General features: G+C 70.6%; 23 protein-coding genes and 1 tRNA gene. 11 read left to right on the top strand and 13 right to left on the bottom strand.

Annotation, left to right across the window (positions count from 1 at the left end; all coding sequences use genetic code 11):
- The first annotated feature begins 33 nt into the window (after positions 1-33).
- From K8625_RS06405 to K8625_RS43660, 9 genes are all read left to right on the top strand, one after another.
- Complete coding sequence (locus K8625_RS06405; RefSeq protein WP_370641895.1) at positions 34-1,743, top strand: asparagine synthase-related protein; 1,710 nt, start codon at positions 34-36, stop codon at positions 1,741-1,743.
- Positions 1,728-2,921, top strand: coding sequence for a glycosyltransferase (locus K8625_RS06400; RefSeq protein WP_223782166.1), 1,194 nt, complete (start codon positions 1,728-1,730; stop codon positions 2,919-2,921). The genes K8625_RS06405 and K8625_RS06400 overlap by 16 nt, the downstream gene beginning before the upstream one ends.
- 77 nt (positions 2,922-2,998) lie before the next feature.
- Positions 2,999-3,775 (top strand): ROK family protein, encoded by a 777-nt coding sequence (locus K8625_RS06395; protein WP_223782165.1) that lies wholly within the window; start codon positions 2,999-3,001, stop codon positions 3,773-3,775.
- Positions 3,776-3,966: 191 nt separating this feature from the next.
- Complete coding sequence (locus K8625_RS06390; protein ID WP_223782164.1) at positions 3,967-5,394, top strand: tetratricopeptide repeat protein; 1,428 nt, start codon at positions 3,967-3,969, stop codon at positions 5,392-5,394.
- A gap of 65 nt (positions 5,395-5,459) precedes the next feature.
- Positions 5,460-6,122 (top strand): hypothetical protein, encoded by a 663-nt coding sequence (locus K8625_RS06385; RefSeq protein WP_223782163.1) that lies wholly within the window; start codon positions 5,460-5,462, stop codon positions 6,120-6,122.
- 132 nt (positions 6,123-6,254) lie between these two features.
- Positions 6,255-7,151: a S1C family serine protease gene (locus K8625_RS06380; protein ID WP_223751837.1), complete on the top strand. Its 897-nt coding sequence runs from the start codon at positions 6,255-6,257 to the stop codon at positions 7,149-7,151.
- A gap of 16 nt (positions 7,152-7,167) precedes the next feature.
- Complete coding sequence (locus K8625_RS06375) at positions 7,168-8,082, top strand: S1C family serine protease (RefSeq protein WP_223751838.1); 915 nt, start codon at positions 7,168-7,170, stop codon at positions 8,080-8,082.
- A 160-nt stretch (positions 8,083-8,242) separates the two neighbouring features.
- Positions 8,243-8,683, top strand: a complete 441-nt coding sequence (locus K8625_RS06370; RefSeq protein ID WP_223782162.1) for a type II secretion system protein GspG — start codon at positions 8,243-8,245, stop codon at positions 8,681-8,683.
- Complete coding sequence (locus tag K8625_RS43660; RefSeq protein WP_255653851.1) at positions 8,680-8,814, top strand: hypothetical protein; 135 nt, start codon at positions 8,680-8,682, stop codon at positions 8,812-8,814. The genes K8625_RS06370 and K8625_RS43660 overlap by 4 nt, the downstream gene beginning before the upstream one ends.
- On the opposite strand, the gene K8625_RS06365 is transcribed toward K8625_RS43660, so the two are convergent.
- Positions 8,811-9,104 (bottom strand): UBP-type zinc finger domain-containing protein, encoded by a 294-nt coding sequence (locus K8625_RS06365; protein WP_223782161.1) that lies wholly within the window; start codon positions 9,102-9,104, stop codon positions 8,811-8,813. The two genes, K8625_RS43660 and K8625_RS06365, sit on opposite strands and share 4 nt — an antisense overlap.
- Positions 9,105-9,253: 149 nt before the next feature.
- On the opposite strand from K8625_RS06365, the gene K8625_RS06360 reads away from it, so the two are divergent.
- Positions 9,254-10,669 carry an MFS transporter gene (locus tag K8625_RS06360; protein WP_223782160.1) on the top strand — a complete coding sequence of 472 codons (1,416 nt, stop codon included), beginning with the start codon at positions 9,254-9,256 and terminating at the stop codon, positions 10,667-10,669.
- On the opposite strand, the gene K8625_RS06355 is transcribed toward K8625_RS06360, so the two are convergent.
- The 5 genes from K8625_RS06355 to K8625_RS06335 form a co-directional block, all read right to left on the bottom strand.
- Positions 10,657-12,933, bottom strand: a complete 2,277-nt coding sequence (locus K8625_RS06355) for a zinc-dependent metalloprotease (protein ID WP_223782159.1) — start codon at positions 12,931-12,933, stop codon at positions 10,657-10,659. The genes K8625_RS06360 and K8625_RS06355 overlap by 13 nt on opposite strands.
- Positions 12,934-13,067: 134 nt before the next feature.
- Positions 13,068-13,649, bottom strand: coding sequence for a thioredoxin family protein (locus tag K8625_RS06350; RefSeq protein ID WP_223751842.1), 582 nt, complete (start codon positions 13,647-13,649; stop codon positions 13,068-13,070).
- Between the two features lie 55 nt (positions 13,650-13,704).
- Positions 13,705-16,008 carry a protein-disulfide reductase DsbD gene (locus tag K8625_RS06345; protein WP_223782158.1) on the bottom strand — a complete coding sequence of 768 codons (2,304 nt, stop codon included), beginning with the start codon at positions 16,006-16,008 and terminating at the stop codon, positions 13,705-13,707.
- 183 nt (positions 16,009-16,191) lie between these two features.
- A complete protein-coding gene (locus tag K8625_RS06340) occupies positions 16,192-17,445 on the bottom strand; it encodes a VWA domain-containing protein (protein ID WP_223782157.1) in 1,254 nt (417 codons plus the stop codon).
- Between the two features lie 321 nt (positions 17,446-17,766).
- Positions 17,767-17,931: a hypothetical protein gene (locus tag K8625_RS06335; RefSeq protein WP_170300443.1), complete on the bottom strand. Its 165-nt coding sequence runs from the start codon at positions 17,929-17,931 to the stop codon at positions 17,767-17,769.
- Between the two features lie 574 nt (positions 17,932-18,505).
- Here K8625_RS06335 and K8625_RS06330 point away from each other — a divergent pair.
- A complete protein-coding gene (locus K8625_RS06330; RefSeq protein ID WP_223782156.1) occupies positions 18,506-20,716 on the top strand; it encodes a (Fe-S)-binding protein in 2,211 nt (736 codons plus the stop codon).
- A gap of 84 nt (positions 20,717-20,800) precedes the next feature.
- Here the strand turns inward: K8625_RS06330 and K8625_RS06325 are convergent, their stop codons facing one another.
- The 7 genes from K8625_RS06325 to K8625_RS06295 all read right to left on the bottom strand — a co-directional run bounded on the left by K8625_RS06325 (position 20,801) and on the right by K8625_RS06295 (position 25,540).
- Positions 20,801-21,355 (bottom strand): DUF2378 family protein, encoded by a 555-nt coding sequence (locus tag K8625_RS06325; RefSeq protein WP_223782155.1) that lies wholly within the window; start codon positions 21,353-21,355, stop codon positions 20,801-20,803.
- A gap of 145 nt (positions 21,356-21,500) precedes the next feature.
- On the bottom strand, positions 21,501-21,959 hold the full coding sequence (locus K8625_RS06320) for an ankyrin repeat domain-containing protein (RefSeq protein ID WP_223782154.1): 459 nt from the start codon (positions 21,957-21,959) through the stop codon (positions 21,501-21,503).
- Between the two features lie 64 nt (positions 21,960-22,023).
- Positions 22,024-23,001, bottom strand: a complete 978-nt coding sequence (locus tag K8625_RS06315; RefSeq protein ID WP_223751847.1) for a hypothetical protein — start codon at positions 22,999-23,001, stop codon at positions 22,024-22,026.
- 120 nt (positions 23,002-23,121) lie between these two features.
- Positions 23,122-23,649: a non-proteolytic archaemetzincin-like protein gene (locus tag K8625_RS06310; RefSeq protein WP_141331083.1), complete on the bottom strand. Its 528-nt coding sequence runs from the start codon at positions 23,647-23,649 to the stop codon at positions 23,122-23,124.
- Between the two features lie 66 nt (positions 23,650-23,715).
- Positions 23,716-23,786 (bottom strand) — tRNA-Gln (locus K8625_RS06305).
- A 210-nt stretch (positions 23,787-23,996) separates the two neighbouring features.
- Positions 23,997-25,154, bottom strand: coding sequence for an RtcB family protein (locus tag K8625_RS06300; RefSeq protein ID WP_223782153.1), 1,158 nt, complete (start codon positions 25,152-25,154; stop codon positions 23,997-23,999).
- On the bottom strand, positions 25,151-25,540 hold the full coding sequence (locus K8625_RS06295; RefSeq protein ID WP_223751849.1) for a ribosome-binding factor A: 390 nt from the start codon (positions 25,538-25,540) through the stop codon (positions 25,151-25,153). The genes K8625_RS06300 and K8625_RS06295 overlap by 4 nt, the downstream gene beginning before the upstream one ends.
- Positions 25,541-25,993 lie beyond the last annotated feature (453 nt).

Raw genomic sequence — 25,993 nt, 5'->3', positions numbered from 1 at the left:
TGCCACGCGTTCATCGGGTTCTTCTCCGACGGGATGACGATGAACGCGCGACAAGGGAGGGGCCACCCCGGTTCACCACGCATCGCGAGGCCCACCCTGAGGACGGACAGGCTCGCGTCGCCACGCATCATGAGGCCCACCAGCCTGAGGAAGGGCTCGCGAGCATCGCCACGCATCGCGAGGCCCAGCGACAGAATGACGGACAGGCCCGCATCGCCACGCATCACGCGGCCCACCGACCTGAGGAGGGACACGCGCGCATCGCCACGCATTGACGGACAGGCCCGCATCGCCACGCATCACGCGGCCCACCGACCTGAGGAGGGACACGCGCGCATCGCCACGCATCGCGAGGCCCACCGGCAGGATGACGGACAGGCCCGCGCGCATCGCACGGCCCACCAACAAGAGGACGGACCGGCCCCTCCCGTTGCTCACGGTGACGACGAGCTCGCCGGGACGCTCCTTTCGGCATGCTCCGACGCCGTCGCAGTGAGACTGCGTGAAGGGGCACGGGACGTCAGCCTGAGCGGCGGCGTGGACAGCGCGGTGCTGTGCATGCTCGCGGCACGTCTCGCGCCGGGCCAGGTTCGCGCCTGGAGCATGGACGTCCACTTCGCCGATGAGACGGAGCGCCGCAACGCGCGCACGGTGGCCCGGCTCGCGGGAGTGGAGCATGTGGACGTGCCCATCCCGGACGCCGTGCTGCCCGAGTTGTTCGAGCAAGCCGTCCTCGCCACTGAGAGCCCCATCCTCAACGCCCGAGCCATCGCGAGCTTCGCGTTCTACGCGGAGGCGCGACGACACGGCGCCTCGGTGATGCTGAGCGGCGCCGGCGCGGACGAGGTGCTGATGGGCAATCCCAGCGCGCTCGCGGCGGCCATGGCGCGCATCGAGGAGGACCGACGACTCGTTCAAACGGTCCTTCGCCCCTCTGTGGACAACTTGCGGACGGGCACCTCGCGCGCGCCCGCGCCCGGTGCGGCCAGCGTAGCGGAGGACCGACGGCTCGTTCGCGCCTCTGTGGATAAGTCACAGATGAGCAGCCTTGGCGCGGCCCCGCCTGGCGGAGTGGAAGAACATCGCCACCCCCGAACCGACGACGAATCACAGAAGGACAGTCCCCGCGTGTTCTCCCCGCCTCCGGCGCGTGCCCAGGAAGACGGTCGACACACGGGAACGAGGCGTCGCGGCGCTGTGGACAACTTGGGGACGGCACCCTGGTCCGTCACGGAAACCTCCGCCTCCGAAGAGGTCCGTTACGCGGCCTGGGTCCTCCGTGAGCTGGTGTTGCCCCCCGAGCTGCGCGGTGCCCGGGCCCACGGCATCACCGTGCACACGCCCTATCTCGACACGCGATGCGCGGACGTGGCGCTCGCGCTCCCCGAGTCCTCACTCCGGCGAGAGGGTGTGGGCAAGTGGCTCTTCCGTCACGCGGTCCGTGGGCTCGTCCCCGATGAAGTCCGCCTCGCTCGCAAGACGCCCCGCTACGGACACACCGCGCTCTCCAGCCCCGTGCGAGCCCGCTGGCTCGAGCTCTATCGTGAGTGGCTGTCCCCCGCGCACATGGAGCCCCTCGGAGTCATCCTCCCGGGGGCTCCGCTCTCGCTCCTGGAGCGCTACATCCGCCTGGAACCCGAGGCGCCGGAGGCGAGCGTCGTGGACCGCCTGTTGATGCGCCTGTGCTCCCTCGCCATGCTCCACGCGCACGCCGTGCGACTCCGCCCATGTCCCGAATCCTGATCGCCACCTCCCCCGAGAAGGGCCACATCAACCCGATGATGGGCGTCGCGCAGTGGCTGCGCCGCCTGGGACACACCGTGGGATGGCTCTGCATCCCCGAGCCGTCACCCCAGCTCTCCACGCTCGGCGTGGAGGTGCTCCACCTTCCCGCCGCCGCGCACGAAGCCCCCGGCATCGAGACCGGAGGCGAGGCCCTGGCGCGACTGGTGCGCGACGAAGCCACGCTCGGGAGGTGGATTCGCGGACTGCTGCTGGACGCGGTGCCCACGCTGCTCGAGCCCGTGAGCGCCGTCGTCCGGGCCTTCCGTCCGGACGTCATGGCCCTCGATGGAATGCAGTACGCGGCGGTGCTCGCCGCGCATCGCGAAGGCATTCCCTGGGCCGGAGTCTCCTCCGCGCTCTCCCTGCTCGAACCCATGGAGGACTACGGGCTGCGCCGCAACGTGCGAGCCCTCGCGTCCGAGCGCGCCGCGCTCTTCGCCCAGCACGGCTTCGACGCGCGCTTCCGCAACTGCGAGTGCCTCTCGCCGCGCCTCAACATCATCTTCGCCACCGAGGACTTCCTGGGACCCGACGCGGGCCTGCCCCCAGCCACACAGCTGGTCGGTCCGTCGACTCCACCCGAGCCCCGAGGCGACGAGGTGGACTTCCCCTGGGAGCGATTGGGCACGAGGCCCGTGGTGTACGTGTCCTTCGGCAGCCAGATTTCGTGGCAGCCCACGTTGTTCCGCACCATCGCCGAGGCCGCCGCGCCCCTCGGCGTCACCCTGGTCCTCAGCGCCGGAGAGCTGGCCGACACGGACTTCGCACGCTCGCTGCCCGGTGACGTGGTGGCGGTGCCCTACACACCTCAACGTCAGCTCCTCCCACGCGCCTCCGCCTTCGTCTCGCACGGCGGCGCGAACTCCGTGATGGAAGCGCTCACCGCGGGCGTGCCCCTGTTGCTGCTGCCTGTCTGCAATGACCAGCCCATCCAGGCCCACTTCCTCCAGAAGTCTGGCGCGGGCCTCGCGCTGTCGCCCGACACCTTGAGCGTGGAGGAGTGCCGCGCCGCGCTCCGTCAGCTCCTCGATGCGGGGACGCCCCTGCGCGCGAAGGTGTCCGCCATCTCCAAGGCCTACCAGGCGCGCGACGGCGCGAAGGAAGCCGCCGAGCGCATCGCCGCCCTCGTCGCATGAGCGCACCGAAGCAAGGCTGGCGCCCACGCCGATATCACGCCCCCGGAGTGACTCCGCTGGAGGTGTGGAACCTCCCGGTGCTCGGCCACGAACTGTGGGAGCTGCTCAGCACGCCGCGTGTCGAGGCAGACCGGAACGCCGGAGTCCCCGAGCACGCGCTGGCGACACGCCTGATGCCCGCGCTCGCGAGCGCGCTGGAGTCCCTGGTCCATTGGCACAAGGTGGACGCGGTGTGGCTCAGTGGCGGACTCGCGTGCCTCCAGGGTTTCGAGCTGGCCCTCACGGCCGCGACGACGAAGCTCGGCCGTCCCGTGGTCCTCGCCGCGTCCCCGCGCTTCGCACCCGTGCATGCGGGCCTCGGGTTGCTGACGTCCTCAGGCTCCGCACACGAAGCGCTGTGCCTCGACGTGGGCCAGACGAGCCTCAAGTGCGCGAGCCCCCAGACCCTCCAGGTCTTCGAGCGGGACACCACGATGCTGCCTCGGCTCTTCATCGGCATGCCTCGCCCCGAGGACGGGCACCACATCATCGCGGCGGTGCGCTTCCTCGCGGGAGCGCTGCGCGCCCTGGCCCCAGACGCCTCGCTGGACGCACTGTGCCTCGCGCTCCCGTGTCCTCTCGATGAGGGACTCGTTCCGGGCGGCTGCACCTACGGCTGGGAGGGACACGCGACGCTCGTGGCCGACATCCTGGCGGAGGCGCGACTGCCAGGAAGCGGAGAGGTGCTCGTGCTCAACGACGCGGAGCTCGCGGCGGAGGCCGCGCGCGGCGACGCCCGTCTCGCGAGTCATCGTCGCATCCTGTGCCTCACCCTCGGCTTCGGTCCGGGAGGCGCGCTGCTCGTGCGCGCCTGACACATCACCGTCGACCACGCGCTGTTCCTCGGCCCACGGGGACGACCCGCACCTCGCGAACGGTCCGTGGTCCTCATCATGCTACCGTCCCTCACACCGTGCGCTCCGAGCACGGCGCATGAGTCCCCGAGCAGGCGTCGGCGCTGCCCTTCCCCGGTCTTCGCCATCCATCCCGCCGCCTGCGTCCCGACATGAACCTCCCCTCCCCGCTCCGAGTCCTCACGCTGGCGGTCCTCGTCACCGCCTGCGCCACGTCGCCCAAGCCCCTCCCCGAGTCCAAGCCGGGCGAGCCTCGCTACGTCGTCGGCTTCCTCTCCCTGCGCCCCACCACCCCCGAGGCAGCCGAGGAGGCCCGAGCCCAGGAAGCACGACTCCTCACCGCGCTGACCGAGCTGAGCCGGAACACGCCCATCGACGTGGTGCGCCCCACCGTGGCGGTGCCGGCCTCGCTCGAACAGGCGCCCGGGCTCGCCCGCGAGGCGAAGGTGAACCTGCTGCTCTGGGGTGACGCCACGGTGGACGCGGGCAAGCTCACGGTGAAGCTGAGCGCCTTCGAGACACTGCTGTCCCTGCCCTCGTCGTTCTGGCCCATGGAGTACGCCGCCGGCGACGCGAAGCGACCCGAGGCCCTGTCACTGGACGCCCTGCGCCTCTCGCAGGCGGTGCTCCAGGAGACCCTGCTGCCGATGATGATGCTCGACCAGCCGGCGAACACGCGCGCCGTGCTGGACGCGCTCGTCGTGAAGCAACCCAAGGACTGGGTCGACTGGAACATGGACATCATCCAGCGGCGCTGGGGCATGCTGGGTCGGCTCCTGCGTGACGGCGCGCTGACGGAGAAGGGCTACCGGGCCGCGCTCGACAGCGTCCTCGCCTGGCGCGAGGACCACGCGGCCACGCCGAGCTCCGACATCAAGGAAGCCTTCTACAGCGTCGGGCTCGCCCGGGGACTGTTGCTGCAAGGCAAGCCCCAGCCGGTGGTGGACCTGCTCGCGCCCATCGTCGAGCGCATGCCGAGAGACCTCGAGTCCCGCCTGCTGCTCGGCCGCGCCCTGCTTGCCCTGGGCCGCGCGAAGGACGCGGCGGACACCCTGGAGCCGCTCGCCCGCGAGGGCACGTCCATCGGCGCCACCCGCATCTACGTCGCGGCAGTCACTGAGTTGCCCGATGGCCCATCACGCGCGACCACGGCGCTCGACACACTGGTGGAGAAGAACCCGGAGGACGCCATGGCCCATCTGCTCCGCCACCTCACGGCGCCGGGCACCCGGGACGCCTCCGCGCTGAAGTCCTTCACCGCCACGCACCCCGGCGAGGACTGGCCGCTCCCCCTGGCGCGCCATCTCACGGGCGAGGCCCCGACCTTCGGCGCCAACCCGGACGCGGAGGAGGCGACAGACCACGGCGTACGCCTGCGTCGCATCCAGCTCCACTACTACCTGGGCGAGGCCGCGCTCGCGGGTCGACTCCCAGGCAAGGCAGGCGTCGTCGACCCCACGCTGGCCCGACGGCACTTCGAGGCCGCCCTGGCCACGCACGCCTTCCACCATCCCACGTACGACGTGGCGGACTTCCAGCTCGAGCAGCTCGCCCGGGCACCGTCGGCCGAGACGCCCTGAGCGCCGTTGCGCAAGAAGCACGGCTCCGGGGTGATGCCGTGACGCGGGCTGTGAAGGGAGCACGGATGCGGCTGGGAACGATGGCGACACTCACCGGGCTGCTCTGTGCTTGCGGCACGGGCCTCCAGAGCGCTCCTCCGGACGCGGGGGCGGCTCCGAAGGAGGAGACCCTCCCGCCCATCACCCTGGAAGAAATCGCGGTGACGGACCATGAGGACGGCACCCTCACCGTTCGCGTGCGAGGCGTGGACTTCAGCACGGGCAGCCTCCTGGTGATGACGCGGCGGACGCTCGCCACCCAGGTGACGAGCAGCACCGAGCTGCGGGCGACCCTCCCTCCCTCCTTCCTGGAGGAGCGCGAGGGCCTCTATCTCGAAGCGCTGACCGCCTCGCCCCAGTACCCGCATGGCGCCAGGTCCCCGCAGCTCGGGTTCAATATCCCCGCCCCCGAGCTGACCACCGTGGAGCCCCAAAGCGTCCCCGCGGGCTCGTCCGAGCCCATCACCGTCCTCCTCTACGGAAAGAACTTCGTGAGGAACAGCGTGGTCACCTTTCGTGGGTTGACGTACCCGCTCCACGTGGTCAGCCCCACCAGCGGCGTGGTGAACCTGCCCCCCATGCTCACCCCCGGCGAAGAGGAGTTCGAGCCCATCCACATCGGCGTCCCCGCGCCGATCTCCGCGAAGACGAACTCCGGATGGCTGACGGTGTCGGCGCCCTCTCCCTGAGGTGAGGGCGCCGGGTCTCACTCCTCCGAAAGGAGGGGTGACCTCCCCGAACAGGCAGGTCCCCTCCCTGCCCGGTCCGCCGATGTGGCGCGCCTTCGAGGCTTTTACCTTCCGCCTCGAAAGGAACACGCCATGTCCACCGACCTCTCCTCCCTCTCCCAATCCCTCGCCTCCGTGGTGGAGCGCACCGCGCGGAGCGTCGTCCGCGTGGACGCCCGCCGTCGTCGCTGCGCCACCGGCATCGTCTGGAGCGCCGACGGGCTCATCCTCACCACCAGCCAGGTCGCCGAGCACGGCAGCCACCTCCAGGTCGGCCTGGGCGACGGGCGCACCCTCCCCGCCGAGCTCATCGGCCGGGACGCCAGCACCGACGTCGCGCTGCTGAAGGTCGACGCCACCGGACTCAATCCGCTCACCCCCACGCCGCTGGACGGCGTGAAGGTGGGGCACCTCGTCGTCACCGTGGCGCGGCCGGGGCGCACGGCGAGGGCCACGCTCGGCATGGTGAGCGCGCACGGCGAGGGCTGGCGCACGCACGCGGGCGGACGCGTGGACCGCTACCTCGAGACGGACGCGGACCTGCCTCCCGGCTTCTCCGGGGGCGCGCTGGTGGATGCGACGGGACAGTTCATCGGAGTGCTCTCCGCGGCCTTCTCTCGCACGTCCGCGGTGGTCATCCCGCACGAGACACTGACGCGGGTGACGTCGTCGCTGCGAGAGCACGGCGGCATCCGCCGGAGCTACCTGGGCGTGGGCGCGTATCCCGTGAAGCTGCCGCAGCACCAGTGGGCGGCGGCCGGAACGGAGGCAGGGCTCATCTTCCTCTCCGTGGACCCTGAGGGCCCCGCGCAGAAGGCCGGGCTGCTGATTGGCGACGTGCTGGTGAGCCTGGATGGACAGTCACTGCACCGCGTGGAGGACCTGCTCGGCTATCTGGGCGACGCGAAGACGGACACCACCATCCAGGCGCGCGTGCTGCGAGCCGGCGAGGTGAAGGAAGTGCCCATCACCCTGGGCCGGCGCTCGTGAGGACGAGGAGCACACGATGAAACTCCTGCAACAGTTCTCGGACGACCTGGAGACGCTCGTCGCGCGCGCCTCGCCCGCGGTGGTGGGCGTGGAGCACGCGCGGGGCCATGGCACGGGGCTCTTCCTCACGCCGGATGGCTACGTGCTCACCAACCGCCACGTCGTCATGCGCGGCTCGCGGAAGCTGACGGTGCAGTTGTCGAACGGAGAGGAGCTGCGCGGCTCGCTGGTGGGAGGCGACGCGCCCACGGACCTGGCGGTGGTGCGAGCGGAGGGGACGGACTTCCCGACACTGCCGCTCGCCGCGCCGGAGACGGTGCGCGTGGGCCAGCTGGTGATGGCCATCGGAAATCCGTTCCGGTTGGAGCAGTCGGTGGCGCTCGGCGTGGTGAGCGCGGTGAACCGGAGCGTCACCCTGCCGGACGGCGTCATCCTGGAGGGCATGCTCCAGACGGACGCGGCCATCAACCCGGGCAACTCCGGCGGGCCGCTCATCAACACGCGGGGCGAGGTGGTCGGGCTCAACACGCTGGTGCTGCCGTACGCACAGGGCATCGGCTTCGCGGTGAGCGCCACCACGGCGGCGTGGGTGGCCAGTCTGCTCATCCAGCGTGGCAAGGTGGAGCGGCGCTTCCTGGGCATCGCGGCGGCGGCGGTGAACCTGGGCGCGGAGCACGTACGAGACCTGGGGCAGCCCCGGGCCGTGCGGGTCATCAAGGTGCAGGGTGGAACACCGGCGGATGACGCGGGGCTCCAGCCGGAGGACCTGCTGCTCGCCATCAACCGACGGCCGGTGAGCAGCGTGGACGACCTCCAGCGACTGATGGCCCTGGCGACGGATGACGAGGTCTCGCTGGACGTGCTGCGCAAGGGACGGCGAAGGACGGTCGCGGCGCGCACGCGTCCACGCATCGAGCCGGTGGCCGCGTGAGCACAGTGTGGCTCCGGGGCCCTGTGCGCCTCGGAGCCACGGCTGTCATTCCGGCCGGTGCGGACCCGTGGCCTTGACGGGATGACAGACACCGAAGGACGCGAGTCGGTCGGAGCGAGGGGAGGGCCACCTCGGCACGTGGCTTGAAACGCGGGCGGCGATGACCGAATCCATCCCTCGTCGCCCGTTGTCACGAGCACTCCGCCAGGCGGGCCTCGCGCTGCTATGGGTCGCGGGGCTCGGCGTGCTGGTGTTGTTCGCGATGCTCGTGGTCGCATCGGAGGTCTGCGCCGAGGCCTCACGGCGCGACCGTGCGGCCATCGACCTGAGCGCCATCCAGGGAGCGCTCCTGCTTCACCAGGACGCACAAGGCCGGCTCCCCACGGAGACCGAAGGGCTCAGGCTGCTCGTCGAGCACCAGGCGCTCCAGGCCCTGCCGATGGACCCGTGGCACAACCCCTACGAGTACACGGTGCGCGACGGACAGGTGAGGCTGCGCAGCCTCGGCGCCGATGGAGACCTCGGCGGCGACGGCGGCGACGCGGACATCGAGCTGACCTTCCCCGTGGCGACAGCCCCCGAAGGCGGGCCGACACCATGAGCCCCTCTCCGCATCAGCTCATCACCGGCCTCTGGCTCCACCTCTCGGGCGTCCTGGCGGCGCTGCTGCTGGCGATGCTCCTTGTGGGCTGCTTCGCCAGCCTCTTCCGCGAGGACCGCGACACGCCCTAGACGCGAGAGCCCTCTTCCTGCTCGGGCCTGTCGTCCAGGAAGAGCCGGTCCTCGAAGCACCACACCCACGTCTCACCCGGCTCGAACGACTGCACCACCGGGTGCTTCGTCTGATGGAAGTGCTTCGTCGCGTGCTTGTTCGGCGACGAGTCGCAGCACCCCACGTGCCCGCACTCCAGGCAGCGGCGGAGGTGGACCCACTGGGCATTCGTCTTCAGGCACTCCTCGCAGCCGTTGGTCCGCGGCTCGGGGTTGCCCGCCTGCTCGATGTGCTTGCACTCGGTCGCCATCGCTCGTCTCCATTCGAAACACGTTGTCCGCGGACAGGGTGTGCACGGGGCCTTCGCTCCACCATGTGCTGGGCATCCGGGCAGCCAGGCTCACGGCTCCTCGAAGCCCGCCGTGGCACGATGACGATGCACGTCCCACGCTGAAGCGTATGCCTTCCGACACCACGTCCGTGGCCTACGCCAGTCCGCGCGGGCGCGGGGTGCTGCTGGCCAGCGTGCTCGGCAGTGGCATGGCCTTCCTCGACTCCACGGCGGTCAATGTCGCGCTGCCCGCGCTCGGACGCGAGCTGAACACGGGCCTCGCGGGCCTCCAGTGGGCCGTGGATGCCTACCTGCTCACGCTCGGCTCGCTCGTGCTCACGGGCGGCGCGCTCGGTGACGCGTGGGGACAGCGGCGCGTCTTCGTGCTCGGCCTCATGGCCTTCACGCTCACATCCGTCCTGTGCGGCCTGGCCCCCAACGCCTGGATGCTCGCCCTCTTCCGCGCGGCGCAGGGCCTGGGCGCGGCGCTGTTGGTGCCCGCGAGCCTCGCGCTTCTGCGCACCTCCTTTCCCGAGGCGGACCGACAGCGCGCGGTGGCCGCGTGGGCGGGGCTCTCGGGTGTCACCACGGCCCTGGGTCCGCTGCTCGGTGGCTGGTTGGTGGATGCCGCGTCCTGGCGCTGGGTGTTCTTCCTCAACATCCCCATCGCCGTGCTCGCCGTCTGGGCGGCCCTCCGCTACGTGCCGGATGACCGGCCCACGCGAGACACCCGAAGACTGGACCTCGCCGGCTCCATCACCGCCGCGCTCGGACTGGGCGGCGTCATCTACGCGCTCATCGAAGGTCCCTCGCGAGGCTGGTCCCTCGCGCCCGTGCTCGCCGCCGTGGCTGGCGTGGCGCTCCTGGCCGCGTTCCTCGTCATCGAGGCACGCGCGAGACATCCGATGCTCCCACTCGGGCTGTTCCGCTCGCGGACGTTCTCCGGCGCCAACCTCACCACGCTCGCGGTGTACTTCGCGCTGGGCGGCGTGAGCTTCCTGCTCATCCTCGCGCTGCAGCAACAACTGGGCTACTCGGCGCTCGCCGCGGGCGCATCCCTGCTGCCCATCACCGTGCTGTTGCTCACGCTGTCTCCGCTGGTGGGAAGGCTCGCGGGACGCATCGGCGCGCGTCCGTTGATGACGGCGGGGCCGCTGCTCGCGGGCCTCGGCATGGCGCTGCTCACGCGGCTGCACCGTGGCGGTGGCTATGTGGACACGGTGCTGCCAGGGGTCCTCGTGCTGGGCCTGGGATTGAGCCTCACCGTGGGGCCCCTGACGGCGGTGGTGCTCGGCGCGGTGGAGGACCGACACGCGGGCATCGCCTCGGGCGTGAACAACGCGGTGGCGCGCATCGCGGGCCTGCTCGCGGTGGCGCTGTTGCCGTTGCTCGGTGGGCTCGCGAGCAAGACAGGGGACGCGTTCCTCCAGGGAACACGCGAGGCGCTCTGGGTCTCCGCGGGCCTGTGTGGAGCGGGAGCGCTGTGCTCCCTGCTCCTGTTGCCTCGTGACGTGGGCCGGGTGGAGCCACCTCAGCGGAAGTAGGGCGAGTTCGCCGCCTCGATGCGCCCCAACAGCTCCAGCGTCCCCCATCGCGCCTCACCGCTGAGCGTCGGCAACCGCGCGGTCAGCTCGGCGTGCAGCTCCAGCAGCAGCCCATAGGCCGCGAGCGTCTGGTGCGCCTTGAGCACCGCCACCATCTCCCGACGCAGCGAGAAGGGCCTGTGCCCATCGACGTCGAGGAGGATGCCACGCACATCCGAGAACAGGGCCTCGGTATAGGCGGGCGTGCTGGGCGGCGGGTTCGGGAACGGCGAGTAGTAGGGGTCCAGTTCCAGGAGGTAGAGGTCCCTCAGGATGCGCAGGGCCATCGCATTGGCTCGCGCCACATACGCGGCGCCCTGCCCGGAGGGCACCTGGAGCGGCGGCCGGACCTGTTCCATGAGGAGGTCATAGCCCCGGACCTGCTCCTGCTCCGTGCCTCCCCGCACGTAGTCCTCGACCGTCTGGCGGGAGATGATGAACGGGAACGATTGAGGCGTGCCCGCGAGCACGTCCGCCATCAGCTCGCGCATCACCGGCGTGTGGTAGCGCGTCAGCGGGTCGTCGAAGCGGTCCAGGCTCGCGCACGCCGGCTCCGCGAGAGCGCGGCCCCTCGGCCCCGACGTGCAGAACAGGTCCGTGGGTAGCGCCGAGGACAACCCATACAGATGACGCACGGCCGCCACGTCGAACGAGCCGGGCTTCACCATGTGAAGGGTGTCGAGCTCGTGCAGGTGGTCCATGACCGAGCTCGAGCGAGGCGTGGCCGGCGTCCCGTCGTACGTCCGCGAGCCGTTGAGGTTGTGCCGCAGCCCCAGCGTGTGCCCCACCTCATGCACCACGATGTGCGTGAAGTGGCGCTCCATCTTCTCCTTCTTCGTCATCGAGGCCAGCGCGGCGCGGTCCGGGTCCGTCAGCGCGGCGAGCGAGCCGCGCGCGCCCATCCGGGACGTATCGAGCTCACAGAGGCGCTCCTGCGCCTCCCCTCCCCAGGACAGCCTGGGACGAGGCGGACGCTCCACGGGCGTGTTGGAGGAGAGGAGCGCCGGGTCATCCGAGAAGAAGAGGTCGGCGTCACGGAACAGGCCCGCGTTGAACACGAAGTGCGCCCGGCGAAGCTCGCCCGTGTTCGGATTGGGCGCGACGTCGGCCCAGGCCCCGGCCGGCTCGAGGACGGGGTGGAAGATGGCGAAGTTCTTGTCGTCCTCGCCGAAGTCCACGGACGCGTCCGCCAGGACCGCCTCGAAGACGGGGAAGCCGAACACCTCGTTCCACGCCTCGATGCCCCGCTTCAGCGCGCCCACCAGGTCCAGGTCGCGGTAGCGTGGGTCCTTCTTCAGCTCCAGCAGGTTGGGCGTCATGTACCAGCGGATGGGCTTCATCCCGGGGTGGATGTTCCACTTGAGGGCCTCCTGCTCCACCTCGCCCGAGGCGGGCAGCAGTCGCCCCGAGTTGAGGAAGTAGTACGGGAGCTCCGGCGGAGGCGTCCGCGTGTAGCCGGGCCCCTCACGGTACTTGCGCAGCGCGAGCGACAGCGTCCCCACCCAACGCGTGTCGTTGTACTCGAGGTACGCGGTCCGGTCCTCGGGGATGGACAGGTGCCCGAGGAAGACCTGCTCGAACATCGCGCCGCCGTCCGATGCCCGTCGGAAGCGCTGGGCGAAGCTCATCTCCATCCGGAACGTCGCGCCCCCGAACCACCGGTCTCCGACGATGCCGATGCTGTCGCCTCCCGCCGCCGGGTCGATGAGCACGTACTGCTCCGAGCCCGACAGCCGGTTGAACGGCGCATGGTCCGTGACGATGGGATACGACTCCAACGGGAAGTCGAGCTTCTCGTTGCCCCCGAACAGCAGGCCGTCCTTGGCATTCATGAAGAACAGCCGCCCGTTCTTCTCCCGCATCGTCACCACGTACGTCCGCAGGTTGTGGGGAACGCCCCAGTAGGCGCCGTCCGGGAAGAAGTGTCTCAGCATCCCCGACCAGAACCAGCGCTGGGACAGCTCGCTGCGGCGGATGGCCAGGTAGAACGTCCGCTCGCCATTCCCCACCACGCCATCGACCTCGCCGCGCAGCTTCGACTGCGCCTCGGACAGCGCGCCTCGGGGCACCTCCACCACGTCGCCCTCCAGCACCACGTCCGACTCCGGAGGCTCCGCCACCCGCACGGTCTCCGGGGGCTCTGAACATCCCGAGCCTGGCACCCCGCACAGGATGAACATCACCGCCACGAGGCATCGCTTCGGCAGGCGTCCGCGTCTCACCATGGGTTCGCTCCCTCCGGACGGAAGAGACGCGCGAGTCCGCTTGCAGGGGACATCGACGGCATGGCCCAGAAAAAACGAAGGTCCTCCTCCCGCGAAGGGAAGAGGACCCTGGGGACCACAGGTGGCCAGCGTCTTCAGCTCTTGTACTTCACCGAGCAGCCGTAGGGCGTGGTGGTGGCCGCGGGCACGGGCTTGCCATTGAGCACCGCGTCCACGGCGGTCTGCACGTGGTTGACCTTCTTGTCGTTCTTGCCGCGCGGGTCATCATCGATGGCGCCCGCGTAGCGGACCACGCCCTCGGTGTCGATGATGTACATGTGCGGCGTTGTCTTGGCGCCGTACGCCTTGCCCGTGGCGCCGCTCGCGTCCTGGAGCACCGGGTAGGCGAAGCCCTCCGTCTTCTTCCAGGCCGCGGACTTCTCCGGCGTGTTGTGCGCCGTGGAGTCCACCGCCAGCCACACGACCTTCTGGGCGTCGAAGCCCTTGAGCGTCTTGGTCATCGTGTCCGCCTCGTAGTGGCGCTTCACGAAGGGGCACTCGGGGTTGGTCCACTCCAGCACCACCACCTTGCCCTTGTACTTCGACAGCGAGTGCTCCTTGCCGGCCTCGTCCTTCAGCGTGAAGGCGGGAGCGGGCTTGCCGACCTCGGCATCCGCGAGGGCGGGCATGCCCACGAACAGCGAGCCGAGCGCGAGCGCGGTGAAGACCTGCTTCATGGCGTTCCTCCAGGTTGGGGACTGCATCACATGACTGCGGATGACTTCGGATGCCTCAAGGCCGCGGGAGCTGCGCGGCGCACAACACCTTCGAGCCGTCCGGACGCGGCGAGCACGCCGACGCGCGCTTCACCGAGTCCACCACCGAGTCCACCGTGAGCAGCTCCGGCAGCACCTCCGGCTTGTCCGGCGCGCTCGGGCTCAGCACCAAGTACATGGGGACACCGGCGCGCCCATGGTCCGCCAGCCGCGCCGTGATTCGCGCGTCGCGCCGCGTCCAGTCCGCCACGAAGAAGGCCACCTGGTGCTCGGTGAACGCGGCGCGGACCTCCTCGCGCGACAGCACCGTGCGCTCGTTGAACTTGCAGGTGAGACACCAGTCCGCGGTGAAGTCGATGAACACCGGCTGCCCCGCCGCCAGCGCGGAGGCCACCGCCTCATCGCTCCACGGCTGCGCCATCGCCACGGTGGAGGACGCCTTCGCCGCCGGAGCCGCCGCCTCGTCGAAGCGCAGCGCCGCCACGCCCGAGCCCACCAGCACCACCGCCGCGATGCCCAGCGACGCCCAGCGCTTGCCGCCCTCCTGCAGCTGCGACTGGCCATACACCCACGTGCCCAGGCCCACCGCCACGAGGAACGCGAGCAGCCGCGCCATGCCGTCCACACCAGCCAGCCCGCCCATCACCCACACCAGCCACACCGTGGTGCCCAGCAGCGCGAAGCCCAGCACCTGCTTGAAGCGCTCCATCCACGCGCCCGGCTTCGGCAGCTTCTGCGCGAGCCCCGGCACCAGCACCAGCAGGCAGAACGGCAGCGCGAGCCCCAGGCCCAGCGCGGTGAACACCGCGAGCACCGTCAGCGGCCCCGCCGCGAAGGCGAAGCCCACCGCCGTGCCCAGCAGCGGCGCCGAGCAGGGCGTGGCCAGCACCACCGCGAGCACACCCTCGCCCGCGCTGTGCATCAGCCCGTGGCTCTGGTCCACCTTGCCCGCGAGCGCCGTGCCGTCCAGGCCCACGTTGAAGACTCCGAAGAGGTTGAGCGCGAACGCCACCAGCACCGCGCTCACCGCCGCGACGAAGAGCGGCTCCTGGAACTGGAAGCCCCAGCCCACGCCCGCGCCGCCCGCGCGCACCGCCAGCACCGCGCCCGCGAGCACCAGCATGCTGGCGATGATTCCGCCCGCGTACGCCGCCGCGTGCGCGCCCACCCGGCCCTGCTCCTGGCGCACCATGCGCGTGAAGCCGTAGGCCTTGAGCGCCAGCACCGGGAACACACACGGCATCAGGTTGAGCAGCGCGCCGCCGAGGAACGCGAACAACAGCGCCATGCCCAGCCCCATGGACGCCTCCTGGGGCGCGGCCGGCGCGGCGCTCGTCACCGGCTTCACCGCCGCGAGCGAGTCCTTGATGGAGGGCGCCTTCGCCACCGCCGTCGGCGCCAGGCCCGGCGCCGCCGCCACGAAGGGCGCCAGGGCCAGGTCCACCTCGAGCGCCTGATAGCCCGTGGCCTTCGTCCCCAGCCGCAGCACGCCCTTGAGGCGCGGCTCGACCTCGGGCGCGTCCGGCTCCGCCTTGCCCTTCAACGCATAGCGGCCCGGGGCCGTCTGCGTGAGGGTGACCTTGTCCACGCCGGGGTTGCGCTCGGGGACGAAGAAGTCCTTCTCCGTCGCGGGCACGCCAGCGCCGCCCGTCAGCGTGACGGTGCCGGTGAACTCCTTGCCCGCGGTGAGCTCCTTCGCGTCCAGCGCGAGCACCGCGCTGTGCCCCGTGTCCTTCGTCGGGCGGGGGACCTGCGCCTTCGCCGCGTCGAACGTGGGCGCGGCCTCGGTGTCCGCCACCGTCGCGGGCCCCACCGGGATGGAGCGCGTGAGCATCAGGTCCGCGGGGATGCAGTGCACCTCGCACACCAGCGCGTTCACCGCGGCCGACAGGTTGAGCGAGCCCGAGGCCTGCTCGGAGGCGCGCGCCTGCGCGAACAGGAGCACCTCACCCTCGTAGCCGTGCGTGGTGATGAAGCCGTCCGGGGTGCGGAAGGTGCTCGGGAACGGCCACTGGAGCGCGCCCACGGTGGAGCCGGGCGTGTCCCACGCGATGTCCGTCTCCAGACCGGAGTCGCCCGGGTTCTTCCAGTAGACATGCCAGCCCGGGTCCAGCCGGAAGCGCACGCCCACGCGGAAGGTGTCGCCCGGCTTCACCTGGGTGGAGTCCACCAGCAGCGCCGCCTCGATGCGCGGGTCGCCCTCGTCGGGCGCGCCCGTGGCCACCGCGGACGGAGGCAGCGCCGCGTGCGCCACCGCCGCCGTCAGCCACAGACCGATACCGCCCACCAGGGCGAACCTCTTGGACACCGAGTGCTTCATGCGCCTCCCGTTAACCCAGCCGAGACGGGCCCGCCAGCATCGGCGCGGGGACCACGTCCGTGCCAGAACCTCCCAGGCGGGCGGACATTCCCCGCGCCCGGCTGTGGTCCAGGGAGGTAACGAGGCACACATTCCAGCGCCAACACGGGGGCGGCCCACCCGGGAGGGGCAGGCGGCCGAGCCTCAATCCTCCGACTTCCAGGGCGCCAGGGCGGGCAGGGGCAGCGCCGGGCCGATGCGGCTCAGGGTGATGCGGGACGCCTCCGAGTGCGCGCGGCGCATCACCAGCGCCTGGGGCTGGGCCGCGCGACGCTCGACGATGCGGCGCAGGTCCGCCAGCCGCTCCAGGTGGCGCTGCGGGGGCACCTCGGGGGCGCCCAGCCGCGCGAGCTTGTAGAGGGCCAGGTCCGCGGACTCCAGCGCCTGCTCCGCGGCGGACTGCTGCTTGCGTCCCAGCGACTTCCAGGCGGCGGCCTCGGCGGCGACCAGCTCCAGCTCCGCGGACACCGCGCGCACGAAGCGGCCCGGGTCGCTGTCGGTGTCCACGCGCGTGACGGACACGGGCCCCCGGCGCGTGTCGCTGCCCTCCACGAAGGACGTCGTCACACCCAGGCTCCACTCGGTGGACACCGGACGTCCCGCGAAGAGCACGCGGCGCGGGAAGGACTGGGACACCGCGCCCAAGGACGCGCTCATCGCGTCCCCCTCCACCCGCGCGGGATAGCGGTGCCGGCAGCGCAGCTCCAGGAAGCCCGAGGGCAGCACGTACACGCGCGCGTCCGAGCCCACCTCGCCGAACAGCTCCGCGGACAACGAGCCCACCGCGTCGGGCAGGCCCTCCGGGTCGTCCACGTGCACGAAGCCCGTGCCGGACGGACTGGTGAGCGCCTCCAGGATGTCGGGCAGGTAGTGGCGCCCCAGGCCCAGCGCGTGGAGGACGACGCCGGACTCGACGACGCGGGCGCCCAGCGTCTTGAACTCGGCGAGGTTCGACACGCCGACGGACGGCTCGCCGTCGGTGAGCATCAGCACCTGGGGCCGCGCGCCGGGGACGAGCACGCGGCGCACGGCGTCCGCGCCCCGCTCCACGGCCTCGTGCAGCGCGGTGCCCTCGCCGGACTCCAGGCGGGAGAGCGCCTTGAGCAGCGCCGCCTTCGCGGGCGCGTCCATCGCGCGCACGGGCAGCACCTGCTCCGGCTCCGCGTCGAAGGTGAGCAGGCCCAGGTAGTCACGGGGGCTGGCGCGCTCCACCAGCGCCTGCGCCGCCTGCACCGCCGCGAGCAGGGGGATGCCGCGCATGGAGGCGCTGCGATCCAACACCAGGTTCACCGCCACGGGGGCGCGAGGCGCGTCGACGTCCGCCTCCAGCGTGACGAGCAGCAGCACTTCCCGGCCGTGCTCCGCGTCCCGCTCCACTGCCAAGGCCGTCTGCTTCATCCGCGCTCCCGTGCGAGCCCACGACCCGTCCCGCCCGCGAACCGTCCCAGGCAGACGGCGCCCGCCAAGGCCGGAAGTCTCATGGACCTTCAGGGGGCGCCTCGCGGGGGTGAGGCCAGCCCGTCGAGGATGTCGGCAGTCACACCCCGGACGCAAGAGGGGCCGTCCGCACCCCACGCGGAGCACGACACACGCCGTCGCGATTCGAGTCTTGTCCGGGAAATCCCACCGGCCCGGGAGCCACCAGCAAGGGGCCACCGCGCGAGCCGACCGACGTCTCAGCAATGCCCCCGCGCGTCCACGAGCCGCGGGGGCCGCGTGTCACTCCGCCGCGTTCCAGCCACCCCACGACTCCTCGGCGTAGCCCCACCTGCGGCCACCTGCGGAGCCATCCACGGGCGTCACGCTCTCGCACTCGCCATCTTCCGCGAGGTCCACATACGGCAGCCCCTCATCGTCCATGTACGTGGTGTCATCGTGAACCATGTCCGGCTCCTCCACGGGCGCTCCGCTCGACGAGGGTGAACGGCCTTCCGGCTCGCCTCCCCACGGACGCCCTCTTTTCGGTCCTCGTGGGCCCGCCCCATGCGGTACCCGGCTACGACTCGTTGACCGATTTACTAGCCATGGTGACCATGTCGCTTCGCGTTGTAAAGCCCTTGGGACGTCAAAGTTTCGGGCCCTGCCTCGCTCCGCTGCTCCCCTGCCTGCCCTCCAGCCACGAACCCAACAAATCCAGCGGGTTGGGGCAAAATCCGGTGGCGGACAGTCTAGGGAGCCATCGTACAAGGTAGGGCCGACCCTGGCCGGATGGAAGCACACACCTGTCAACACTCGGCCGTTTTCAAGCGGGTGAGCGCTGAGTGCGGGTGTTGGTAAATCGGTGTAGCGAGCCAGCTTGCTCGCCCAGGGCACCGCGCCGTGCTTCAGTCCCGGACACGGCGCCCGCTCGATGCTTGATTCGAGAATCACCCCTGTTAGGGTTGACGGGCACTCAAGTTTTGCCGCATCGCGGCAACGGGCCTACCGCAACATCCCCTGAGAGGTCCCCCGAGTCCCAATGAGCCCCATCATCACCGGCCTTTTGCTCGCCATTGCCATCCCCATCTTCGTGATGACCATGTCCGGTCGCGTGGGCGTGCTGCTCGCGATGAAGAAGGAGGGGCGGCTCGACAACATCCCGTTGCGCATCAAGCGGCTCGTGTTCTTCGGACTCGGGCAGCGGCGCATGGTGGACCCGGAGGAGTTCACGCCCGGGTTGATGCACGTGCTCATCTTCGCGGCGTTCCTGGTGCTGCAGGTGCGCACCCTGATGATGTTCGCGATGGGCTTCTCCACGGGCGCGCTGGAGCTGTTCACCGACTTGAGCCACCCGTTCTGGCTGGAGAACGCCGGGCTGGGGATGCTCTACCGCGTCTACCTGCTGGTGAAGGACGTGGTGGCGGCGCTCGCGCTGGTGGGCTGCGGCTACTACGTGTGGACGCGCTGGAAGGTGAAGCCGGACCGCATGTCCCAGTCCTGGGAGGCGTACCTCATCCTGGGCTTCATCTCCGGGCTGATGGTGTCCGAGTTCCTGTTCGGCGGCAGCCACATGGTGGCCGCGAACGCCGCGGCGCAGGTGCCGGTGGGCGCCACCCAGGTGCCCGCCTCTCCGTCCGCGCTGGTGTGGTGGGAGCCGTTCACCAGCCTGACGGGCCTCTTGATGATGCCGCTGGGCGCCACCGCGGCGCACGTGCTGGGCGTGGCGGGGTTCTGGATCCACCTGGTCATCGTCCTGGCGTTCCTGAACTTCCTGCCCATCGGCAAGCACTTCCACATCATCACCGGCCTGCCCAACGTCTTCTTCCAGCGCACGCACTCCACCGGGAAGCTGTCCACGCCCGACCTCGAGAAGGAGGAGTTCGGCGCGGCGACGGTGACGGACCTGACGTGGAAGCAGGGCCTGGACCTGTACTCCTGCACCGAGTGCGGCCGCTGCCAGACGCACTGCCCCACGTACATCACGGGCAAGCCGCTCACGCACAAGGCCGTCAACCAGGACCTGAAGCACTGGCTCTGGGACCACGAGCAGTGGGTGGAGGAGGGCTACGGCCCCAACCACGTGAAGGAGGCGCTGCCGGAGATCGTCGGCAGCGCGCTCAAGTCGGAGACGGTGTGGGCCTGTACCAGCTGCGGCTGGTGCGAGCAGGCGTGTCCGGTCTTCATCGAGAACGTGCCGCGCCTCATCGACATGCGCCGCTACCAGGTGCAGGTGAAGGCGGACTTCCCGCCCGAAATCCAGCGCGTGTTCGAGGGCATCGAGCGCCAGGGCAACCCCTGGGGCCTGGGCCAGGACCGGCGCGACGAGTGGGCCGAGGATTTGGCGCTGCCCACGTGGGGTGACGACGGCGGCCCGTACGAGTACCTGTTCTTCGTGGGCTGCGCGGGCAGCTACGACGACAAGCAGAAGAAGGTCAGCCGCTCGCTGGTCAAAATCATGCGGGAGGCGGGCGTGAGCTTCGCCACGCTGTCCAAGCAGGAGATGTGCAACGGCGACTCCGCGCGCCGCATGGGCAACGAGTACCTGTACCAGACGATGGCGAAGACGAACGTCGAGTCGTGGAACTCGATGGGCGTCAAGGCGGTCATCACCCAGTGCCCGCACTGCTTCAACACCATCAAGAACGAGTACCCGGAGTTCGGCGGCGAGTACCGCGTCATCAATCACACGGAGCTCATCAACGAGCTGTTGCGTGAGAAGCGCATCAAGCTCTCCGCGGTGATGAACACGAAGCTCACCTACCACGACCCCTGCTACCTGGGCCGGCACAACGGCGTGTACGACGCGCCCCGCGAAGTGCTCAAGGCCATCCCCGGCCTGGAAGTGGTGGAGATGCAGCGCAGCAAGCGCGAGGGATTCTGCTGCGGCGCCGGTGGCGGCCGCATGTGGATGGAGGAGCACATCGGCACGCGCATCAACCACAACCGGTTGAACGAGGCGGCGCTGACGCTCAAGCACGCGGAGGACCCCACGACGCCGTTCCCGGACGCCGCGGACAAGAAGAAGCCCGGCCAGGTGGGTGACTACAAGGAGAAGGGCGGCACGGGCATCGTCGCCGTCGCGTGTCCCTTCTGCTCCACCATGCTCGGCGACGCGGTCAACGACACCGGCCGCGAGGAGAACATCAAGGTCAAGGACATCACCGAGCTGGTCGCCGACGCCATGGAGACGCGCGGTGGCCCGGCCGGCGGTGTCACCCCTGGCGCCACGCTGAGCGCCAAGCCGGAGTAGCTCGGCCAGCGCTTCGAGCGAGGGCCCGGAGGCTTCCTTCAAGGAGCCCCGGGCCTTCGTCGTTTCAAGCGCCCCACGGACGGCTCAGGGCTCCCACTCCAGCAGGTACGTGCAGGAGGGGCCCTCGCGGTGGAGGATGGCGACGCGGGGACTTCGCGCGCCGGAGAGCGTGAGCACCGACTCCAGCACGCCCGCGTAGTAGGTGGGCCGCTCGTTGATGTCGCTGAGCCACAGCTCCACGCGCCCCGGTGCGCTCGCCTTCACCTGGGACGTCACGTAGTTGTCCGCGCCGCGAAAGCCTCGGTTGAGCTGGAACAGCACGAACTGGGGCCCCAGCGCGCGCACCCCCACGCCGAGCATCCGTCCCAACACCGTGCCCAACAGCCCCTGCATCACGGTGTGGCCCAGCTGGCGCCACGCCTCGTCCTCCGGGAGGTCCGGCCACACATCCGCGAGCACGATGCGCTGCCAGCACAGCCACTGCGACAGCGGATAGGTGGGCAGCAGGGGCTTGGACAGGTCCAGGCCCGCCTCGCGCAGCGCCTCCCAGCCGGCGGCGGAGAGGCGGTCCTTCAGCGCAATCTGGAACAGTCCGTGGACCGTCCCGCCCTGGACGAGCTTCGGTTCAGGGGTCTCCATGTGGCCGCTCCATAGAGGACCCGACGCGCGGGGTCTCGCTTCACACTTCCAGACCACCGTATGTCCCGCGGGCGGGGTCGGTGACAGCGTCCGGGCGCGCGTGGCCTCTGGTGAACGGCGCGACTGTCGCCGCGCCGACGCGCGCTCAGGGCTTGCGTTGCTTTTGCGAACGCAGCGCCCGCTCCAGCCGCGCGGTGGGGCCGTCATCGCCCAGCTTGCCGGCCACGTACGCGCTGGCCGACGCGAGCTTGTGACGAAACCCCTCGGGTTGGGTGGGCGCCGTGGTGCCCGTCCGTCCGGTGGCCAGGTGCGCGCGGGCCATGTCCTGGTCCGCCTGGGAGCCGGAGTCCCACAGCAGCCGGACGCTGTCCGTGTTGCCGTAGGTGGCGGCCAGCACGAGGGCCGTCTCGCCCAGGGCGTTGGTGAGGATGGGGTCCCCGCCCGCCTCCAGCAGCAGCGCCACCAGCTCCGAGTGGCCCTCGCGCGCCGCGACCATCAGCGGCGTGAGCCCCTCGTCATCGAAGGGGTTGGGGTCGGCGCCCGCGGCGAGCTGGGCGCTCAGGGACCTGCTGTCGTTGGCGAGCACGGCGTCGAAGAGGGACATCTGGAAGCCTCCATGCTCACGAGCATCGCGCCTTTGGGGGCGCGGATGCCACCCGCCCTGGGGACTACAGGGGGCCGTACGAGGGCTCGGCGGCGCTGGGCACCGCGAGCGTGACGGAGTTGGACGGCGCCGCGGCCACCGTGGCGCGGTAGATGCCCGGGTCGCTGCCCGCCGAGTCGGCGAAGAGGAAGCCCACCTGGCTTACGCCCGTCCACATGGGCCACGTCTCCTGGGCGCTCGCGCCGCCGTAGCTCGTCACGCGCCGCAGCGCGCCCAGCCGCCCGTTCGACAGCGACGTCACGTAGGTGCGCACGCTGCCCGAGCCCCCGCGTCCATCCAGCGCCACCTGCGTGCCGTCCGGCGACACCACGACGCGGTTGGCCACCGCGACGACGTCCCCCAGGGACGAGGTGTAGATGATGGAGCCGCCCGTCAGCGGCACGTACGCCACCTGGTTGAGCTGCTGCAGGCCGCTGCCCGCGGGCGCCACCAGCGCGCTGCCGTTGGGCACGAACGACGGCGCCCCGTAGGCGATGGTGGTGTTGGGGGTGAGTTCCTGGAAGCCGCTGCCGTCGGTGTTCACCCGGCCCAGCGACGTCAGCGAGCTGTTGCCCGGGGAGAAGACGAAGACGACGCTGCGGCCGTCCGGGCTGAAGGTGGGCGTGCGGAAGTTGGAGCAGCCGCGCGCGCACGCCGGGTCGTTGGCGCCGAACAGCGTGGCCACCGTGCCGCCCGTGGTGGGCACCGTCTGCAGGGCGGTGGCACCGTTGGTGGCGCGCGTCACGAAGACGACGCTGCGGCCATCCCGCGACACGGAGGGCCAGTACGCCCCGCCCGCGCTCGTCAGCCGCTGCGGACTGTTGGGGTCCCCCGCGTCATCCACCACGTAGACGTTGCGGTCGTCCTCCCGCACGAAGGCGAAGCCCCGGCGGAAGTCGACGTCGCCGATGCCACCACCACCGCCCGCGTCGTCGAGCGCCTCGCACCCACCCAACAGCCCCACCGCCAACACGCCCCCGACGAAAACCCGCATGCCCGTCATCACAGTCGTCGCTCCACGTCAGCCGGCCCGGTCCCGCAGCCCCGCACTACAGGGCGCACGGGGTCGGACGTCAACGCATCCGACGGCATTCACGGGCAGGCGGGCGAGGGCGCCGCGGCCTCAACGGTTGAGCTTGTTGAGCTCGTTGCGACACTGGTTGCAGAGCGACAGCTGCTTGCGGTCGCAGTCCTGCGGCGTCTGCGCGAAGAACATCACGCACCGGGGGTCCTCACAGTAGGACAGCCCGAGCAGGTGACCGGCCTGGTGGATGGCCTCCACCTGGATGCGCCGTCGCAGGTGCTCCCCGTCCGCGCCCTGGCGCAGCCGGAACACGCTCACCACCGCCGTGCGCGACTCCCGGTCCGCCTCACCGAAGACGAACGGCGAGTCCGGCACGAACAGGTCCACGTCCGTCACCCCCAGCACCAGCTGCTGCCCCGGCTCCATCATCGGCGTGAGCCGCTTCATGATGGCGTTGCAGTGGTACTGCGACCGGTCCTTGTTGAAGGCGTAGGCGGGCGTGGTGAGGACAGTCTTCGACACCACCGAGGCGGTCCCCATCTGGGTCGCCAACGGGTCCTGGAGGTCTTTCAACAGGGAAGCGGTCTGGCTTCCCACGGAGACCAGCAGGAGTGTCTTCTGCGGCATCGGGCCACCGTCCTTCATGCACGCGGACGGACGCGCTGGCTACCGCGTCCCCCCGGAGCGGATTGACTGGGGCGCAAGGATTCGAACCTTGATACTCAGAGTCAAAGTCTGATGTCCTGCCATTAGACGACGCCCCAGCAGGTTCGCACGTGTACTTCTGGCGGCCGATTCTACGGCATCTGGACGGCCTCGGGAACCCACTCTGACGTCAGGTTCGACGCGGAGGTGGATCAACCCCGGAAAGAGCCGTCCTCGGGCGCTGAATTCCACCTGGAGTGAATACATCGCTCCGGGTGTATCGGCGGAGCCCGGCGCTGGCATGCCGCCGGGCCCCGTTCCGGGGTGTTTCAGCCCTTGAGGACGGCGATGGGCGTCAGCCGGCGCACGGGGATGACGAGGTCGGCCTCGTCCTCGAGCACCTCGGCGAGGTCCCGGTAGGCGGCGGGGGCCTCCTCCACCAGGGAGTCGGCCTTGCCGGCGTCATGCACCACGCGGCGCAGGGCGTGCTCCAGGGCGGCGGGACGGATGCGGGCCCGCGCCTCCGTCCGGGAGAGGACACGTCCGGCGCCGTGGGAGCAGGAGCGGAACGAGCGAGGCTCGCCCAGGCCCTCCACCACATAGGAGGCGGTGCCCATGGAGCCGGGGATGAGGCCTCGCTGTCCGGCCTCCAGGCCCACCGCGCCCTTGCGGTGGACCCAGAGCATGCGGCCGAAGTGCTCCTCCGGGGCCACATGGTTGTGGTGGACGTCCACGGTGGCGTCGGCGTCGGGGGTGATGCCGAGCACGTCGGACAGCACCTCCAGCGCGCGGGCGGCGAGCACGTCGCGATTGGCACGGGCGAAGCGACAGGCCCATTGGGTGTCCGCGAGGCACGCGGCACCCTCGGGGGTGTGCAGGCTCAGGCCCGGCAGCGTGCCCTCCCCGAGCGCCGTGGCGACGCGGAGGTGGTGGTCGGCGATGGTGGCGCCCACGCCCCGCGAGCCGGAGTGCAGCAGCAGCCACAGGTCTCCGCCCGCGTCCCGGTCCAGCTCGACGAAGTGGTTGCCTCCGCCGAGCGTGCCCAGGTGCCGAGGCGCCAGTCGCGCCCACTCGCGGCCCAGTCGCTGGGTGGAGAGCGGGGGTGACTCCAGCTCGACGGGCAGCGCGAGCCCCCTGCCCCGGTGCGTGGCGTCTCCCACCGGGATGACCCGGGACAGACGCGCGAGCAGCGACTCCAGCAGGTCTCGACCGAGCAGCGCGGCGGGATACGCGAAGCGGTACGCGCGCACGCCGCAGCCCAGGTCCCCTCCGAGCGCGCCGGGCACGATGTGATGCCCGGTGGCGAACACGGAGCCCACCGCGATGCGCCGCGCGACGTGGAGGTCCGGCATCGCGGCCACGTGCTCGACGACATAGGGCTGGGAGGCGATGAGGCGCAGCTGCTCCTCCGCGCCCGGTGGCAGACGGCGCGTCCACACGAGGATGGGCACGCCCCCGGGCTCGGCGGGGAGGACGCGCGGGCTCATCGCGCACCTCCCTGCTCCGTGACACCGATGAACGTGAAGCGCAGCCGTGGGATGCGCTTGAGGTTCAGGTGCTCGGCGAGCAGCGAGCGCAGATAGCCGTGGGTCCTGGCCAGCGCGTCCTGCACTTCACGAGGACTGGCCTCGGATTCGGGCGTGAGGGTGTAGCCGATGTGGATGAGGCGACCGTCCGGTGTCAGCTCGAACGACGCGAGCTGGAGTCCCTCGAAGCAAGGGTCCGACAGCTCCGAGCGGAAGAGGTGCGCCACCTCATGGGACAGCGAGGACTGCACGCGCAGGTGATGCGCGGAGAGGATTTCGGAGGACGACGATGAAGCACCCTCACGCCGACGCGGCGCGCGGGAACGACGGTTCCTGGAAGAAGACATGAGTGGACGAAAGGATTCCCAGCCGGGCCACGCGCGACGAGGTGTCGGGGCTCACGCTCCCGAGCACACCCGTGTCACGTCGCCGGATTGCACGGTGACAATGGCTGCGCGCCCTGCCGTCCCGTCCGGGAACCGGCCCGCTTCGTCCCACCTGGCCGCGAGGGCCAACGAGGAAGCGGGGCTCAGTCTCCGAGGGAGGCGCACGACGCGAAGCGACCCGAGACACCGTTGAGCGCAGTCCCCATGGCACACCTCCCGCCGCGCACGGACGCATCCGCCACGGACCTGACTGGGTTCACGTCTCACGCGAGGAGGCGCTCATCGCCTGCCCGCGTTCCACGGCGGACGCGGACGAGGACGTGGCCGCCGTCCTGACAGCGGTGCTCGACATCCTCGCGGGGCGGGGCCGTCGTCTCCTGGCGGACAGCGCACGGCGCGGGACTCCCAAGGGCG

It is taken from the genome of Myxococcus sp. AS-1-15, from assembly GCF_020037055.1.
Classification (GTDB): domain Bacteria; phylum Myxococcota; class Myxococcia; order Myxococcales; family Myxococcaceae; genus Myxococcus; species Myxococcus fulvus.
Note: the sequence above shows the minus strand (reverse complement) of the source record. Positions and strands in the feature narration are given on the sequence as shown.